The following is a 16,939-nucleotide window of genomic DNA, read 5'->3' as shown; positions in this document are numbered from 1 at the left end:
TCTGATTTACATAAACGTTACCAACTTTTTGTGTGAATGGTTGCCTATGTATAAAAATAGCTTTATTTGCGATACTATTTTTTGATCAGTTGTTCTTGATAAACTTGCCCATTATGGTGTACCTTAAGCAAGTAACTACCCGCAGGCAAATGCCCTAATTCAAACGATGCCTTGGTTTTTCGGCTAAATTTCTGAGCATAGACTACCTTGCCATGCAGGTCTGTCACCTTAAGGTGAGTATTGCCTGCGGCAGCGCTCTTTAGTTGTAAAGTAAATCGATTTTTGAAAGGGTTAGGAAATACCTTGACCATTCCCACACTGTTTAAATCAAGTGCTTGCTTGCCAGTAATACCTGGGTTTGTTGTGGTGTGGCGAGTAGTATTGGTGGTAGCCCTCAGTGGAATAGTAGCTACTTCGCCTTGTACCCATACACTATAGCTACGGGCGGGCAAATCTACATAAATACGGTTTTGACCATCTACCACCGCATAAGGATAAGCCGAACGCCCCAATACATCAGTAAAACGAGTGCCTTGTGCCATGGGCTTTATCTGGTGATCTACCCTGAGTGGTTGGTCAGAAAAATTGATTGCTACAATAACTTCTTTCCCTGCTTTGCCACCACTTAGTTGATAAATCATCGTTTTATTTGCTGTTCCCGAAAAGTAATTTACTTGGGTATAAGGCGAGCCGAAACGATTGAGGTATTCTACCTTGTTTGCCCCAAAAATATAGCTTTTATGCACCTTAATCAGTTGGTTTATACGAGCTTTCATAGGCGCCACGCCCGTTGGGTGGTAGTTAAATTTACCGGGTTGATAGCCATAATAATCGGGATAAAAAATAGTAGGTACACCCAACTGGTTATTACTCAATACAAAAGTATACGCCAACATCGGGTCGTTTTTAATCAACATATTAAAGTTGGTATTGGCAGCATCAATCGGGCTACGGAAATCGTGGTTGTTTACAAAAGTTACAATATTAAAACCACTCAACCCCTTGGCCTGTAGGTTCTCATTGTATAGTTGGCGCACGTCATAATCGGGTAAATCACATGCCTGACGCAAATGATCGCGAAGCAAAAAGTCAAAAATTTTGGGTTGGATAGCGCTCTTGGTGTCTTTATCCATACTATTGAGTACATTGTTTATCCAGCCCTTCAGCTCATCAGGGTTGGTACCATACCACTCGCCCACCACCATACCAGGGTCAATGCCATTGTCATGCAAATAGTCTAGCAAATCGCCCACAAAAGCAGGCGTAAAATGTTTAATAGCATCCATACGCAAACCACGAATACCTACCTTTTTCCAGTTCCATTTAGTCCAACGAAACAATTTACGTTGAGTAGCAGGCACAAATTGGTCGTAGTCATAAAAGAAATACATTGCATCCCAATCACCGCGCAAATCGGTAGGCGTACCATTAGGTTTAAAATGCCTCCAGCGCATACCACCTCTGCCACTGGGCAAATTGGTAAAATCGGTATAGGTTTGGTAGCGCATATTTTTCTCAATGTCCTTATTACGTGCCGTGTTCCACACCTCATAAATATAATGGTCGGTATAGTCGCCATTGGGGTTGCTCATATAAATATACAAAGTGTCCCCATCACAATGAAAATCATCTTGGTTGATAGTGAGCACAAACTCATCTGCTTGGCATCCGCCTGCATCTAATGTAGCAAACATATCTCGCCCCAGTTCTATAGTGTCTGCCGCCCCAGTGCCTGGGCAATTATTTTCCGACTCGTTGAGTCCATTCAAGCCTCCATAGCCTTTTTTATTGGTTTGCATATACAGCTTATAGGGCTTGTTATGAAACCTGGGTGCACCAGTTTTTGATGAAATCTTAAAATAATAAGTACCCGCTCTGTTTTTAGATTTCCCCCCCAATGGAATGATACAACGGTAACGATCAGACGGGAAAGGGTTGTTTTGATTGGGGTTGCTGTAGCGCTTAATATACTGTGCTACTGCCCGGTTGTTTTCAGGACGTCCCCCGTCACGATGATTGTAAATCATATCGCCCACCGGGTTGATACCATAACGACGTAACACCGCAATCATCGCATCTAACTCAAGGCGGGTACCTAGCCCGGTAGGGCCTTGTCCATACTCGCCCAGGTCATATAAATCTTGAGGATCGTAGCCGTTGCTGCGGTTGCCAAAACTAGCCCTTACATGAGGTGGAATCCATAAATAGTTAATGCCAGCCGCGCTTAGTTCGGCAGCCTTCAGGCGCAGTGTATCTGTCCATTTGTATCCATCTGCAGTTTTGGGGTAGTCCCAGTACCAACCCTGCATCATAATGTCTTGCGCTTGAGCCCACGAAAAGCCCATCACGAATAAAAACGTAGTAATCAATCTGAAATTCATACGATCGAATGTGATTTGTTAGTGAAGCCGCCTAAACATAGTAAAGCAACTTCTTAAAAAAAATAGGTACTTAACAGCCAATTTATCTTACTTTTTAACCTTTAAACCTTTTACCCTGATGTTTCAGTGCTATCAATGTTGCAAGAAGACTACTACCAAATATTGAGTAGTATTTATCTAATAAAACCATTGAATGGTAGTTGATTTTTGTTCATTTTTGGTGTAAAACTTACAGGTTGACAATGCTTTGTTTTCGAACTTTTTGCCAAATCTAGGAGGGTTTTTAGCATAACTCTACCTCTTTTTTGTCAAAACATACTACTATATTGAAAGTATTGAAGCGTAATGCAATTTTTTATTTCAATTATATTGTAAGATGTTTTTGAAAAAACAGGTAGATATTACTATAAATAACTCTATATTTATATTTTCAAAGTGTTTAAACTTTTTATTTATCAATATAGTGTTTTTAATAAAAGCAAATGCTTATATAGAAGAGTAGGGAAGGGGAGAGAATAAATTTGTTTAATGAACGATAAAATTATCGAAAGCAATGCCATAAGGAATGGTGTAAAAATAAATTTCTATAGTTTAATAAAATATTTTGTTGCTAGACGAGGCAAAAAATCGGCTAATAGCATCGCTATTCGGCTATTTTTTAACAAAGTATAGCAACAAAAGATGAGGTTAAGAATGTAAATTTATTTTGGTACCATTCCTAAAAGTCTTTGACTAAAAACTTAAGAAGCAACACACGCTTTACTTTTTCATCACAATCAACTCAAACCTACGGTTATGGGCTTTGTTGACTTCGGTATTGTTGGGTACTATAGGTTTTAGTTCACCCGCCCCCCTGGTTTTCAAACGTCGGGCAGCAATGCCTTGCTTCATCAGGTAGTTATACACACTTTTTGCCCTTTGCTGCGACAACCTCAGGTTGGCAAGCCGGGTACCATCACTATCGGTGTGGGCTTCTATCAATATATGAGAGGTAGGGTGATCTTTAAGCAGCTTCACTACGCGCTCCAATTCTTCAAAAGAATGGGTGTTCAGTCGGGCAGATTTTTTGGCAAAAGTGATATTGTACAGAGGAATCTTGGCGCCCACCTTATAAGGAATGAGGCGTATATTGATTTGATCTTTTGTCTCTTGTGTGTGTTTTTTGTTAATAGTAGTGGCGTAAAAAGCATAAGAGCTTCCATTCTGCACCTCTAGGTCATAAGTATCGCTTGCCCTGATACGCACCACATAGTTGCCCGCTCTGATGTCTTGCGCGCTGATGAAAATCTTTTCATTGCGATTTTTGTTATTCAGCACTACCCCTACAGCCACATTTTCGTTGGTTTCTATATCTTGCACCGATATTTTAAAAGCTTTTTTCTGGGGGCGTAACCCAATCACTTGTTGTATATTATAACCCAACTCCCGGTTGGTAAGGTCAAGCACAATGGTAGTATCGACAAAACCTGCTACCCTTACGTTTATCTGGTGGGTTTTATACAAAGGCAGTTTTACCTGCCCCTTGCCTTGACGCAAAGCTACTTCTGTTTGGTTGTTAATAATCAGCTTACCCGAATCAACGACTGAAGTGTTCAATTCGGCATCGGTCAAAGTAAAAGAACAAACTGCTTGCGCCAAATCAAAATTATACGTTTTGCTGATGCTTTCTATAGGGGTTTGTGCCAAACTATTTAGGCAAATACCTGACAATACGATGAGGCATATAAAAGTGCTGAAAATTCGTGTCATTTGATCAACGTTTGGTAGTAAAAGTAGTCACATCAAAACTGTAGGCAATGTTGCCATTATCACCCTTGGCATAAGCTCGTACAAAATACTCGGTGTCAGGCAGTAAGCCCGTTAAAGTAGTACTGAATGCCCCTGCTTCAGTAGGATTTCCCAGGTTTATAGCCTGGTCGGCAACGGTGGGTTGCACATTAGAATCTGACCAGCAAAACCCATACTCGATGACTTGTTCGGGGTTGCGTGATACTATTACCCCTAACGTTGCGTTGACTTGTGCCGAAGTGCTGGTCACATTATCTACATTGTTCATACGCACAATCAAGCCTAAAAACTCTTCCAGCGTAAGCGTGGTAAAACTCAACTCATTGCCGTATACTACCTCACCATTGCTAAACTCTATATAAGTTCGCACATAGTAGGTAGTATTGGGTTGTAGCGAAGTGATCTGGCTCACAAAAGCCACTAATGAATCAAGATTCGTGCGTTTGTTTAAGTTTTGGGCAATAGTAGGGGCAGGCACTGAATCCCAACAATGTCCAAAACGTACCACTTGATTTCTTTTGTCTTCGGGTAGGTCTACCAGATTACCCGTTGCCAAGGCTTCTTCGAAACTAATCTGAGAAACTTCTCCTGTATTGATGATTACCTGACGAGATAAGTCGAACACCTGGCATGAGCCAAGCCACCACAGGCTCATCAGTAAGTAACCAGTCCAGTATATTCTTTGTGTTTTATACATATGCTAAAACTTTACTTTGACCCCAAGCGTGGGCTGACGGTTGTTAAAATCATAAGAGGTGATAATGCCAAAATTTTGATCCATTTGCTGGTTTTTTTTGATCAATCGTTGTTGTTTTTTACGGTTCTGGTTGCCTTTTATTGCCACCCACACCATATCGCCCAGCCAAACTACCCCAGCAGCCAACAATGCCCCCACAAAAATACGTTGCTGTTGGTTGGCTGTATTAAATAAGTCTTCAGCACTACTTGCTGTAGTGGCCTGTTGGTACTGGTTGTAGGTGTTGGTTGATGCCACCTTTGCTACTATCCCTGTGGCAATGAGCCCATACGTAAGCACGGCAGGCACAAACCAAAGTTTGCGATGAATAGAAGCAGGTTGGTATACTTTTTTACGCCCCAACCCAGGCAATAATAAAGAGTAAAAAGCAGCATTACCTTTACCCAGCCCCAATACGCTGGATTGATAACTGCCCGATATTCTAAATTGTACATTTCTACCTGTAAAGGGAAGGGTATCTTTGGCGTAATGCCATACTATTTTTTTTTGTCCTGGCAATATTCCTTTGCCTACATGACCATTGGTGTGCGTTAAAGGCCCTACATAAGAAACCCCCTGGTTTTGGGTATAGTATAGTTGTAATTGGTATTGGTGGGCGCCATTGGCAACAGGTGTTCCAGTATCTTCGATGAGGTAAGGAATAGTGATGGTTTGTTGTGCGGTATCTAATATAGCTTCCTGTTGCACAATTGTTTGTGCCCAAAGTTGTGCTGCCCAGCAACTACATAAGATAAAAATGGCTATGCGATGGTATATCATCAGTCATGATTGTTTTAGAAAAAAACTAAAATTTAGCTGAATTTTTTAAAAAAGTATTGCATCAAAATAAATTATTTAACAAAGCAACCTTTATTTTACATTTGCTGTAATGTTGGCAAATGTAACGGCTGTCATAAGCAAAAATACTCATACATTTTATACTAAGAAGTAAAACTACTTTAAACAAACCCTTTATTACCATTTTTATGAAAAAACCATACTTGCGAAATTTTGTTTACCACTTGTTTATTGCTCTGATAGTCACTGGCGCTACTGTGCAGGCACAAGACCTGGACAATATACTGGATGAAAATACCCAGGCTAAAACCCAGTTCGTAACAGGGGCTTTCAAAGACATTAGAGTAGTAAACTTACAGTCAACCGAAACTGTTGCCCCGCGCGATCTTGTTTTTAGAATTTCTCACCGATTTGGCACGCTCAACTCTGGCGGAGTAAACTTATGGGGTTTAGACAACGCCTCTATCCGACTGGCGTTAGAATATGGTTTAAGCGAACACCTCATGATTGGTGCAGGCAGAAGTAGCGCCTCTAAAGATTATGATTTTTTTGCTAAAGCCAAAATTTTACGTCAATCTAAAGGTAAACGCTCAATGCCTGTGTCGTTATTGTTTATGAGTAGCGCGGTACTCAATGGGCAAGAAGACCCTCCAGGGTTACAACGAACCACTGCCCAACGTATGTCGTTTGTGCATCAACTCATCTTGGGGCGTAAGTTCAGCGATAAGCTGTCATTGTTGATTGCCCCCACCTTTATCCACCGCAATCTGGTAGAAACCCCCAACGATTTGAACAACCTTTGGGCACTGGGGTTTGGTGGGCGCTTTAAGCTGAACAAACGATTGGCGTTGAACGCCGAGTATGTAGTAAGAAATCCACCTTCTGACGAATTGAAAAGGGCGCGCTTTGACAATTTCCAAGACTCTTTTTCTGTAGGGTTTGACATAGAAACCGGGGGGCATGTATTTTCGTTGCACCTCACCAACTCCCTCTCTATGATAGAAAAAGGTTTTATTGCTGAAACCACCGAATTATGGGAAAAAGGAGGGATTCACTTTGGCTTTAATATTAGCCGGGTATTTTCTCTGTAGTTTTACCCTATACTACAAGACTAACTTAAAAAAACAACAGCAAAATTTTATACCAATGAAAAAAACTAATTGTATTTTCCTTACGCTGGCTTTAGTGCTGGTGTGGGGTGTAGGCGTACTGAAGGCACAAGACCGCTTTTTTTTACAGAAGTCAAAAATCACGTTTGAGTCTGAAACTCCTGTAGAAACCATCAAGGCAGTAAATGCCAGCAGCCAAGGTGTAGTAATTACTGGCAAAAATAAGTTTCTGATACGTGTGCCCATTCAAGCATTTAAATTTAAGCGAAGACTACAGCAAACCCACTTTAACGAAAACTATATGGAAAGTAACAAGTACCCCAACGCAGTTTTCAGAGGACAGCTTGATGGCAATTATGATTTGACCAAAGAAGGGACTTACCAAGTAAAAGCAAAAGGAAAACTGGACATACACGGGGTAAAAAAAGACCGTACGGTACCCGCTACCATTATTGTAAAAAATGGATTGGCTAATTTTAAGGCTCAGTTTATAGTAAAACCAGCGGATCACGGAATTAAAATACCTAAAGTAGTGGCAGGCAAAATAGCCAACGAGATTAAGGTAAATATACAATCGGAGTTGAAAAAGAAATGAATTGACGAAATAACGTTTCTGATGCGATATATCGTTTAAAAAATAGCTATTCTAATAATCAAAGTTGTTCGTGAAAAGTAAAAATATATAAAATTATTTAATTGATAGTCAGAGAGTTAAAAGTTTATTTCTAACTATATTCATTTTTGGTCTTTGGTTTGAATATATATTAACCAAAGATATTTAATAAGCTTTGTGGTTAGGAAAGAAAAACGAGATTCTATTAGGGTCTCGTTTTTTACTTTAGAGCTTGTTTAAATTTTCGTATTTAGCGTGATTTCTGATGAGCACAAAAATCGCGTACAGCACCTATTAGGTAAACCGAGCAAACTCTGCCAACGGCTAATTTCAAACAAGTTCTTAGCAGCATTCTTTTTAAATATTTTTATAAAAAATCCCCCTCAATTAAACCTTGACTTTTTCAAACCATCTAAGCAAGCAAAACACTTAGATCACTTATGAAAAAGATTATTTTCCTCATCACTTTATTTATTATTACTACTGGGGTGCAAGAGGCAGACGCTCAGAGAAGACGCACACCCCGCCATCGTCATAAAGTAAGGCATCATAACAACAGAATACATCGGGCTAAACGTCGTCAAACTCGACGAATCATTCGTCGGACAACATTTCGTAGAGCAAGGCTGGTATACCGGGTGCGTCCTCGCCGGGCCATTGTTAGAACATTGCCTGTGGGCTATTTAACGTTCAACCATCGTCGCAATCGGTTTTTCTTCTACCGAGGACGTTACTACAGACCAGCACCTGCAGGTGGTTATGTAGTGGCGGTTGCACCAAGAGGATTAAGAATCAGGGCATTGCCAGTGGGGTATCATCGCGTGGTGGTTAGCTCACGTCCTTATTACTATTACCAAGGCACCTACTATACTCAAGTAACCGATCAGAACAACCAAACTGCTTATGAAGTAGCCGCACCACCTGCTGGAGCTGTAGTGCCTGATTTGCCCAACGATGTAGCTCAGGTAACCATTGATGAGCAAGACTTGTACGAATATGACAATACACTTTACCGAAAGGTAGCCACCGACGAAGTAGAAGGCTATGAAGTGTATGGCAATGTGAGTGACAAAGACTAACGAACGAATTATTCTATATAAATATGGTTGCGCAGTGCATGCGTGCATTGGGCAACCATAAAAAAATAGACAAGCCTCAACGAACCTTGTCTATCTGATACTATAATATATACTATGGTTAAAATATATTACAAACACACGATGTTGTAATGTCTTATCTCAGCGATTGCCTTCATTTTACTACCTACACATCAATTACTTCTCCTCATTTATCATTGTATAAAATCTCCATCTTTTGATGCTACTCATTCCTGAAGGTTAACTCCATGGTTTTAGCCATTTTCCACGTTACAATTTTAGGAAAAATAAGATTAAATTTATGCTGCTATATTGCATATAATTATGCTATATTGAATGTAATAGGGTTTTTAATGAAATATAAAGTAAATTTGGTGTTAGTAATGGAGCATTTAGAAGTTATAGTCTTAAACTCCGTTTTTCGTGCCCTGCTTGATCTACAAACCTTTCAGTTCCCATAAATGATTGGGGTATCAGTGGGTTACTTTTTATTTGAAAATTTTGAATAAAGGTTTAAATCTGTGTTTTTTATAAATGTTTGACAGATAAACCCAAATTATCACATAAAAAAATAGCATTTGCTTATATAAAAGGTGTTTTAATGAGAGGTTGTGGTGTATAAAGTTAAACTTAAACAAAAATGGTTTTGAGGATGGATTTTGACTAATTGTCTGAATACCAACATTAATCAATCCTGTAAATCCTAAAATCACTTTAATCCTAGTATAAATTGTTAGAGAGAGGTTATTTTTAGATAATCACTTTCACTATTGTATTATATCAAGATAGAGTGTCTTGAGGTTAAGTAAATCAGATTCCACACGAGTTTTTAAACCCTATTGAATTAGACAATGAAAAGAATTGCAGTATTTACCTCTGGTGGAGATGCGCCAGGTATGAACGCCTGCATACGAGCAGTGGTGCGTTCTGCTACCTACCACAATGTAGAGGTTTTTGGCGTAATGAGAGGCTACGAAGGTATGATTCGCGGACGATTACATCGCATGGAATCAAGCGCAGTGAGCAATACCATTCAAAAAGGAGGCACTATATTAAAATCGGCGCGTAGCCAGGAGTTCAAAAACCACGAAGGCCGAAAAAAAGCCTACCAGCAACTCCGTCACTTCGACATCGAGGGTCTGGTAGCCATAGGAGGAGACGGTACTTTTACCGCTGCCAAAGTCTTTCATGAAGAGTTTGGGTTGCCCATCATTGGTTGCCCTGGCACCATCGATAACGACATCTATGGAACTGACTATACCATTGGCTATGATACTGCCGTAAATACGGCACTGGAGGCCATTGACAAAATACGCGATACAGCCGATTCACACAACCGGGTTTTTTTTATAGAGGTGATGGGACGCGACTCAGGCTATATAGCAGTACAATCGGGTATTGGTGGTGGTGCCGAAATTATAGTATCGCCCGAAAACAGCAATACTACCGAAGACATTATCAATGCTTTACGTAAAGGAAAACTGCACCATAAAGCCTCTGCTATAGTATTAGTGGCCGAAGGAGAAGTAATGGGCAATGCTACTAAACTTGCCGCTGAAGTACAGGCGGCTACCGAAGGGCTAGACATACGAGTAACCACTCTGGGGCATATTCAGCGAGGAGGATCACCCACTGCAAGTGATCGTATCCTTGCCAGTCGTACAGGTGTGGGTGCGGTAGAGGGCTTACTCAAGGGCAAGACCTCGGTCATGGCAGGTATTCAAAATAACCACTTGGTATACACACCATTTGATGAAGCCATCAACAAGAAAAAACCTATCAACCAAGAGTTGCTAAGGATGGTGAAAATTTTGAGCATATAATTCAAGTTGCGAGTTACAGGTAGCCCCGCAAGCGGGATTTCGCAGGTCCTTAGATACCGATGCATCGGCGCTCAACAAGCTACAGGTAACTGTTTTTGAAGAGCTAAAAATATCCAAGTACCTGATATCCAGAATGTTTTTTTGTTACAAAACTTTTTACCAATGGTTTAAGTATCTTGCTCAGCCCAACTTAAAAAGGGGAATCATTGCAGGGCTAATAATTACTCAGAACCTTATGCTTTACTTTTGTCAACTGTTTTCCCTCAGCAAAAGCAAGTCCACCCACTACTATGATTTGTAGTATCAAAAATGCTTTACCTAACATAGAGGCATTGCCAAAGTGTAGGTAAAGCAAGCCCACACTAATAAGTGTCCAAAGCCAATTGGCGTATACCAATACAAGTACCAAGCGAGCAATGGTGCTTTTCATAAGAGCCAGCCCTAGTGCGTTGAGCGCATATAATAACGTAATTGCTGACACCCATACAATAAACAAATAAGGCAGACCCAATAGAGTGGTAAGTTGGTGGCTAAATATAAGTCCAATGACACCAGTAGAAAAGCCTGCCACAAAGTCAGCCCAGAGGATGTTTTTCAAAACTAGTGGTTTTTTTATTTTGTAACTCATCGTATTTTACTTTTACCCAATTGTTATTTTATAAACTTGGCCTATCATTAGACGAATAGTATTGCCTAATAATAGGAGGTAAAAACTGTAAACTCAAGTTATTAGAGTTAATATTGACCACTTTCTTTAGAAAGAAACACTTTTTTATAATGGTAAAAAAAATAAGTAACTTGTTGATCACCATAATTTTTGCAGCGCAAGCTGCTTATGGACAGCTCACCAATAGTGACAATGTGCTATATGAAAAAATACGCAAAACTGCTTACTTACATGTACCAGTACCTAAACCTGGTTACCGTGATTGGCTTACCTTACATAAAGAGACGGGGCAAAGCTTTAAACAATACAGTGTTTTGGCGCGAAAGACCAAAAAAAACACCGCCAATATCTTTTACATTCAACCCATTGGCAAGTTCAATGACAAACAACAGGAAATACTACAGCTAACTGGCAAATACCTGAACATATTTTATCAGTTGCCTGTCAGGTTTTTGCCTTTGATTTCCCCCCAAGAAATTCCAGCACATGCTCGCCGCAAAAACCCTCATACCAAACAGCCCCAAGTCTTGTCTACCTATTTGTTGTCTGAGGTGCTCAAGAAAAACTTTCCCAAAGATGCTGCTTTGGTCATAGGTTTTACCAGCGAAGACCTATACCCTGCTCCCCAATGGAACTTTGTCTTTGGGCAAGCATCGCTTAGCGATAAAGTAGGTGTGTGGTCAATGAGCCGTTTCGGGGATCCTTCGTTGACTGCTAACTATAATTTATGCTTGTTGCGTACTTTCAAAACTGCCACCCACGAAACCGGGCACATGTTGGGTATTTATCATTGCATAGCCTATCATTGCAACATGGGCGGTAGCAACCACTTGCAGGAACTAGACAAGAAACCTGTATGGTTTTGCCCCGAATGCCTCACCAAAATTTGCTGGAAACAAGACATTGATCCAGCCAAGCGTTACAAAGATTTGGAAAGGTTTTGGTGGGCACAAAAGTTTCGTGGCTTCAAGAAGTTTTACCGCAAGGCAAGCAAGATAGTCAGGTAACCCTTAGCAAATTGAAAAAAATGTAGTCTTTGTTTATCAAAATATAGAAATTAGCGTTTGAGAATAAAGTTGGACAGGAAAAATAAAAAACAACAAGCAATGAAAAAAAATAAAATATATATACTCATTTTAATCTTTGTATTACCCCTATTTTTAGAGTCATGTCGCCCTTATCGCGATCGTCGTCCGTGGATGCCCAAAAAGCACAAAAAGCAAAACCTCTCGTCGAAACCGCGTCGTCGATAGTAACCAAGTCAAATTACTTACTAATCAACGCCCTATGAATTTTCAAAGAGTTATAAAATATAGCCTCATGATGTTGTTTTGCTTTTCGCTCAGCCTAACGGTAGAGTCTTGCACTACCAAGTCGAGACATAAACGTTACCGCTCTGCCAAGCGCAAAACCCGTAAGCGTCACAAAAAAATTCCTCGCAAGGGCAGAATCCCTTGCCCGATTAAAGATTGTTAATACCTGAAAGCAGGAAAAATAAAAAAGCCCTTGTTACTTGTTGTAGCAAGGGCTTTTTGTGGCTTTATCATGTTTGGGTGGAGTTAATTAATTTTGTTATAAAAAAGACATGCTCCATATTATCCCAGTTTTTTGAACGTTTGCTAAACCTATCTTCTCCATTTAGAATAAGTGAAGTTCATGAAGTAGTATCCAATGGCAAGATAGAAAAAATACAAATAGCCGTTGAGTTTGCAATCTTGGAATGATACATAAATCATAAAGTTTTTAAGATAACAAAGTCTACAAAAGCAAGCAAAAAGTTTCATAAAACTACCTTGCGAACGTTCGTTTGAAAAAATCACCCATTTAACAAAACTCCTCTTTTTTACAGTTTTTGCCAATGCGAGTCTATTGAACTGAAGGGTTTCCAAACCAACCACAGCTCAATATTATTTCACCTGGCCAACAGAAAAGGGTATGCGAAACTGGAGGGTTTTTCTTGCTATATATATATTTGGTAAAAAGAAAAGCGGTACATTTGTCGAAATTAGCATACCATTTTCCTTCGTCTTATTAAAATAGGATGCCTTACAATGGTGTGCCCCGGAGAATTTACAAATTACGCTTTTCTATCATTGTGTGATACCAAATATAAGCCGTTGTTCCTAAAATGCGTTGCTTGTAAATACTGTCTTTGCAGCTTTATGTACGCTTCATTTGAGATAAGACAGCCTTCCAGACACAATATTTTCAACCCTTGAGCCTACACTACTTTTAAGTGTAGTAGTAATCTTATTGCAAATTATTTTAATACTTGTATGTACCAAGACAAAATTAAATATACCTAATATGAAAGTATAACTATCATATTATGAGATAGTTATCTTTACTTGTAGCTAATTGCACCGATATTCATCGGTATCTAAGGACTTGCTGCTACTTATTGTTTATCAAAACTACCACATTTCCATTTTTAATATCATGAAAGTACAATCACTCAGGCCACACAAGTTTCTAAAACAAATACAAAAGATTTTATTGCTGTCATGCTGGGTTGGCATATGCAGCGTACAAGCCCAAAACTATGAGTGGGCACTTGGTGTAGGCGGAACAGACCTCGATGCCGCCAATGATGTGGCCGTAGATGCCAGCGGCAATGTATACGTTGTAGGGAATTTTCGCAGTACCAATGTAGATTTTGACCCAAGTGCCGGAAACACGGCAAACTTAACCGCGGATGTCATAGACGTTTTCATCGCCAAGTACACAAAAAATGGTGACTACCTATGGGCGCACAAAATAGGAGGCACAAATACTGACGACGGGTTAAACATTGCCGTAGATGCCAATGGCAATGTATATATCACCGGAAATTTTAATGGTACTGTAGATTTTGACCCGAGTGCCGGAGGGGTGGCCAATTTGAATGATGGTGACGGAACTGGATTTTTTGCCAAATACGACACCAATGGTAATTATGTATGGGCACATAATATAGGTACCAGTAGTAAAGGCATTGCCGTAGATGCCAGTAACAATGTATATGTTATTGGGAATTTTTTTGGCACGTTGGATTTTGACCCAAGTACTACAAACACAGCAAACTTAACGGCTAACTCCATAGATATTTTCTTTGCCAAATACGACACTGATGGCAATTATATGTGGGCACATAAAATAGGAGGCAGTGGATTTGACTTCAAGAATGGGAATAGCATTGTAGTAGATGGGAGCGGCAATGTCTATATCACCGGAGACTTCAGGGGTGCCAACGTAGATTTTGACCCTAGCGCCGGAAGCACCGCCAATTTAAGCAGTAATGGGGAGGCAGATGCGTTCTTTGCCAAGTATGATAGCAATGGTAATTACCTGTGGGCACATAAGATTGGAGGAACCGCTTATGACGGTGGCGGGGTGATTACAGTAGACGGGAGCAGTAATGTTTATATCACTGGCGCTTTTAGTAGCTCCAATGTAGACTTTGACCCCAGCGCTGGAGGCACTGCCAACTTAAGCAGTAATGGAAGTTTAGATATTTTCTTTGCCAAATATGATAGTAATGGCAATTATGTGTGGGCACATAGTATTGGAGGAACAAACAAGGACTCTGGCAGAGGTATGACGGTAGACGGAAGTGGCAATGTCTATATCACTGGTTATTTTCAGGGATTCGATGTAGATTTTGACCCCAGCGCCGGAGGTACTACTTTGCTAAGTGCCAACCGTAGTACATCATCAAGCATTTATGCCGCCAAATACAATAGCAACGGAGAGTATATGTGGGCATATGAAATAGGAGGAGACAATTCTAATAACGGTGCTGGTATTGTACTGGATGGGCAGGAAAATATAGTCTTTACCGGACACTTTTCTGAGGTTAATGCAGACTTTGACCCCAGTGCTGGAGGTACTGCTCCCCTGAATAACCAGGGGCAATACGATATTTTCATCGCCAAATACTGCCAATCAGCACCACTAGGGGCGGGTAGTATTACAAGCTCGGCCACTACAGTGTGCCAAAGCCAGACCAGGGTTATCTATACCGTACCTGCCATTGCCAACGCTACGGGGTATTCCTGGACTTTGCCCGCCGGAGCCAACATTGTAGCTGGGGCAAACACCAACAGCATCACCGTAGACTTTAGTGATGCGGCAGTAAGCGGCAATGTAACTGTCAGCGGTACCAATGCCTGCGGAAATGGGGCCACCTCAACGGCGGTAGTCGTGACCGTTAACCCTTTACCTGCCAGTGCAGGTAGTATTACAAGTTCGGCCACTACTGTGTGCCAAAACCAAACCGGGGTTACCTATACCGTACCTGCCATTGCCAATGCTACGGGTTATTCCTGGGCTTTGCCTGCCGGAGCAAACATTGTAGCTGGTGCAAACACCAACAGCATTACCGTAGATTTTACCGCTGCCTCAAGTGGCAATGTGACCGTAAAGGGAACCAATGCCTGTGGAGATGGTGCAATTTCGACTGCCTTGGCGGTGGCAATTAGTACTCCGATTGCTCCGGCAGTGAGCCTCACTTCAGATGCCAACAATAATGAAATCGTTCAAGGTACCCAAGTCACCTTTACCGCAACCCCCTCCAATACAGGAACTGCTCCTACCTACCAATGGCAAATAGATGGCGCAAATATAGCGGGGGCAACCAACGATACTTATGTAACCAGTACCCTAAAAAATGGTGAGACAGTATCGGTAATTGTGACAGCGAGTGAACCCTGTGTAACCACATCCACAACCTCGGCAAGCTTATCGATGAAAGTGGTAAGCCTTCCAGATCAACCTTTCAATCTAACAGGAGTGGCTACTTTGAATGAAGTAGTGTTATCGTGGCAGACAACAGGAACAGGCAACGAAGCAGGTTTTCACATCCTCAGATCAATCGATGACAGCAGTAATTTTGTAAATATAGTAACGCTTGGTGCAGACATAAGAACCTATACAGACATCGGTCAATCGCCAAACACCCCGTTGTATTATAAGGTGGTAGCTTTTAACATAGCAGGCGAAACAGAATCAGCTATATTTAGTCTTCTGCTGACAGGTACCGACGGAGAACTGACCAACGTATATCCCAACCCGTTTTCCAACACATTCAGCGTAACATTAGACCCTTTGTTTCAGGACAAAGTAAATGTAAGATTGTTAAACCTTCAGGGGCAGTTGATAAAGGATTTTGGCTTGCTGGATACTGATACACTATCTCAGAAGTTGTTTGATGCTTCTACGATTTCCTCAGGAATATATATACTTGAGCTTGTCACAGACAAACATAGAGTCACTGTACGGGTGTTCAAAAAGTAGTTTTTTGATCATTCATAAACTCAAACCTAGTGCACTTGGAATGAAAAAAATATAATATTAATTACTATCTTTTGTTGGTAACCAAATTTAACAATAATGAACAGAGGCAAAGCATTAGCCAAGTTAGATCTTAGCACTCGCCAGCATCAGCTTTTGAGTAGCTACCTCAATAAGCGAACAGTTCCTAAACATTATGAACAACGCATTCGTATTATACTGCTTGCTTTTGATGGCTGGAGCAATCGTAAAATACATCAGGAATATAGTCTTAACGTGCTGACGGTGTCTAAGTGGCGTAATCGCTGGTTGTCTCACTATGCTGATTTGTGTGCTTATGAGCTAGAAGAAAAGACTACTGATGCTCTTTTGCTTTCTAAGATGCTTTCACTGCTTTCTGATGAGGCTCGCTCAGGTACCCCATCACGCATTAGTTTGTCTGAAAAAGAGAGTTTGGTGGCATTGGCTTGTAAAAAGCCCGAAGATTTTGGAATACCTTTGAATCATTGGAACCGGGAAGCTTTGGCCAATTTGGCTATGGAAATGGGTATTGTTCAACAAATTTCTCCACGCTATGTGAGTGAGATTTTAAAAAAATCGGGCAATTCGTCCTCACAAAAATAGATGATTGGGAAAGGTTTAAGTTTCGGGTGGTA

General features: G+C 40.6%; 13 protein-coding genes. 8 read left to right on the top strand and 5 right to left on the bottom strand.

Annotated elements, in window-relative coordinates; all coding sequences use genetic code 11:
- Positions 1-74 precede the first annotated feature (74 nt).
- From Q0954_RS06590 to Q0954_RS06575, 4 genes are all read right to left on the bottom strand, one after another.
- Entirely contained in the window at positions 75-2,381 is a 2,307-nt protein-coding gene (locus tag Q0954_RS06590; RefSeq protein WP_299455211.1) for a T9SS type A sorting domain-containing protein, read from the bottom strand.
- A gap of 759 nt (positions 2,382-3,140) precedes the next feature.
- Entirely contained in the window at positions 3,141-4,130 is a 990-nt protein-coding gene (locus tag Q0954_RS06585) for an OmpA family protein (RefSeq protein WP_299455209.1), read from the bottom strand.
- A 4-nt stretch (positions 4,131-4,134) separates the two neighbouring features.
- On the bottom strand, positions 4,135-4,866 hold the full coding sequence (locus Q0954_RS06580) for a hypothetical protein (RefSeq protein ID WP_299455206.1): 732 nt from the start codon (positions 4,864-4,866) through the stop codon (positions 4,135-4,137).
- 3 nt (positions 4,867-4,869) lie between these two features.
- Positions 4,870-5,685 carry a DUF5683 domain-containing protein gene (locus Q0954_RS06575; protein WP_299455203.1) on the bottom strand — a complete coding sequence of 272 codons (816 nt, stop codon included), beginning with the start codon at positions 5,683-5,685 and terminating at the stop codon, positions 4,870-4,872.
- A 206-nt stretch (positions 5,686-5,891) separates the two neighbouring features.
- Here Q0954_RS06575 and Q0954_RS06570 point away from each other — a divergent pair, with 206 nt between their 5' ends.
- The 4 genes from Q0954_RS06570 (at position 5,892) to pfkA (ending at position 10,345) form a co-directional block, all read left to right on the top strand.
- On the top strand, positions 5,892-6,794 hold the full coding sequence (locus Q0954_RS06570) for a DUF5777 family beta-barrel protein (RefSeq protein WP_299455201.1): 903 nt from the start codon (positions 5,892-5,894) through the stop codon (positions 6,792-6,794).
- Between the two features lie 55 nt (positions 6,795-6,849).
- Entirely contained in the window at positions 6,850-7,407 is a 558-nt protein-coding gene (locus Q0954_RS06565) for a YceI family protein (protein ID WP_299455199.1), read from the top strand.
- A 458-nt stretch (positions 7,408-7,865) separates the two neighbouring features.
- A complete protein-coding gene (locus tag Q0954_RS06560) occupies positions 7,866-8,504 on the top strand; it encodes a DUF6515 family protein (protein WP_299455196.1) in 639 nt (212 codons plus the stop codon).
- 869 nt (positions 8,505-9,373) lie between these two features.
- Positions 9,374-10,345, top strand: a complete 972-nt coding sequence (gene pfkA / locus Q0954_RS06555) for a 6-phosphofructokinase (protein WP_299455194.1) — start codon at positions 9,374-9,376, stop codon at positions 10,343-10,345.
- A 214-nt stretch (positions 10,346-10,559) separates the two neighbouring features.
- Here the strand turns inward: pfkA and Q0954_RS06550 are convergent, their stop codons facing one another.
- Positions 10,560-10,943 (bottom strand): hypothetical protein, encoded by a 384-nt coding sequence (locus Q0954_RS06550; RefSeq protein ID WP_299455191.1) that lies wholly within the window; start codon positions 10,941-10,943, stop codon positions 10,560-10,562.
- Between the two features lie 179 nt (positions 10,944-11,122).
- On the opposite strand from Q0954_RS06550, the gene Q0954_RS06545 reads away from it, so the two are divergent.
- From Q0954_RS06545 to Q0954_RS06530, 4 genes are all read left to right on the top strand, one after another.
- A complete protein-coding gene (locus Q0954_RS06545; RefSeq protein WP_299455188.1) occupies positions 11,123-12,019 on the top strand; it encodes an archaemetzincin in 897 nt (298 codons plus the stop codon).
- Between the two features lie 313 nt (positions 12,020-12,332).
- Positions 12,333-12,488: a hypothetical protein gene (locus tag Q0954_RS06540; RefSeq protein ID WP_299455186.1), complete on the top strand. Its 156-nt coding sequence runs from the start codon at positions 12,333-12,335 to the stop codon at positions 12,486-12,488.
- A 963-nt stretch (positions 12,489-13,451) separates the two neighbouring features.
- Entirely contained in the window at positions 13,452-16,286 is a 2,835-nt protein-coding gene (locus Q0954_RS06535; protein ID WP_299455184.1) for an SBBP repeat-containing protein, read from the top strand.
- Between the two features lie 96 nt (positions 16,287-16,382).
- Positions 16,383-16,907, top strand: a complete 525-nt coding sequence (locus Q0954_RS06530; protein ID WP_299455182.1) for a helix-turn-helix domain-containing protein — start codon at positions 16,383-16,385, stop codon at positions 16,905-16,907.
- Positions 16,908-16,939: the final 32 nt, after the last annotated feature.

The organism is uncultured Microscilla sp. (assembly GCF_947493425.1).
Lineage (GTDB): Bacteria > Bacteroidota > Bacteroidia > Cytophagales > Microscillaceae > Microscilla.
The sequence above is the reverse complement of the archived record's forward strand: the minus strand, read 5'-3'. Positions and strand labels throughout refer to the sequence as shown.

Bases quoted from the DNA above. Each gene is read 5' to 3' on its own strand.
- Q0954_RS06570 (WP_299455201.1), top strand. From the start codon at position 5,892: ATGAAAAAACCATACTTGCGAAATTTTGTTTACCACTTGTTTATTGCT.
- Q0954_RS06565 (WP_299455199.1), top strand. From the start codon at position 6,850: ATGAAAAAAACTAATTGTATTTTCCTTACGCTGGCTTTAGTGCTGGTG.
- Q0954_RS06575 (WP_299455203.1), bottom strand. From the start codon at position 5,685: ATGATATACCATCGCATAGCCATTTTTATCTTATGTAGTTGCTGGGCA.
- Q0954_RS06580 (WP_299455206.1), bottom strand. From the start codon at position 4,866: ATGTATAAAACACAAAGAATATACTGGACTGGTTACTTACTGATGAGC.
- Q0954_RS06590 (WP_299455211.1), bottom strand. From the start codon at position 2,381: ATGAATTTCAGATTGATTACTACGTTTTTATTCGTGATGGGCTTTTCG.
- Q0954_RS06545 (WP_299455188.1), top strand. From the start codon at position 11,123: ATGGTAAAAAAAATAAGTAACTTGTTGATCACCATAATTTTTGCAGCG.
- Q0954_RS06530 (WP_299455182.1), top strand. From the start codon at position 16,383: ATGAACAGAGGCAAAGCATTAGCCAAGTTAGATCTTAGCACTCGCCAG.
- Q0954_RS06540 (WP_299455186.1), top strand. From the start codon at position 12,333: ATGATGTTGTTTTGCTTTTCGCTCAGCCTAACGGTAGAGTCTTGCACT.
- Q0954_RS06535 (WP_299455184.1), top strand. From the start codon at position 13,452: ATGAAAGTACAATCACTCAGGCCACACAAGTTTCTAAAACAAATACAA.
- Q0954_RS06585 (WP_299455209.1), bottom strand. From the start codon at position 4,130: ATGACACGAATTTTCAGCACTTTTATATGCCTCATCGTATTGTCAGGT.
- Q0954_RS06560 (WP_299455196.1), top strand. From the start codon at position 7,866: ATGAAAAAGATTATTTTCCTCATCACTTTATTTATTATTACTACTGGG.
- pfkA (WP_299455194.1), top strand. From the start codon at position 9,374: ATGAAAAGAATTGCAGTATTTACCTCTGGTGGAGATGCGCCAGGTATG.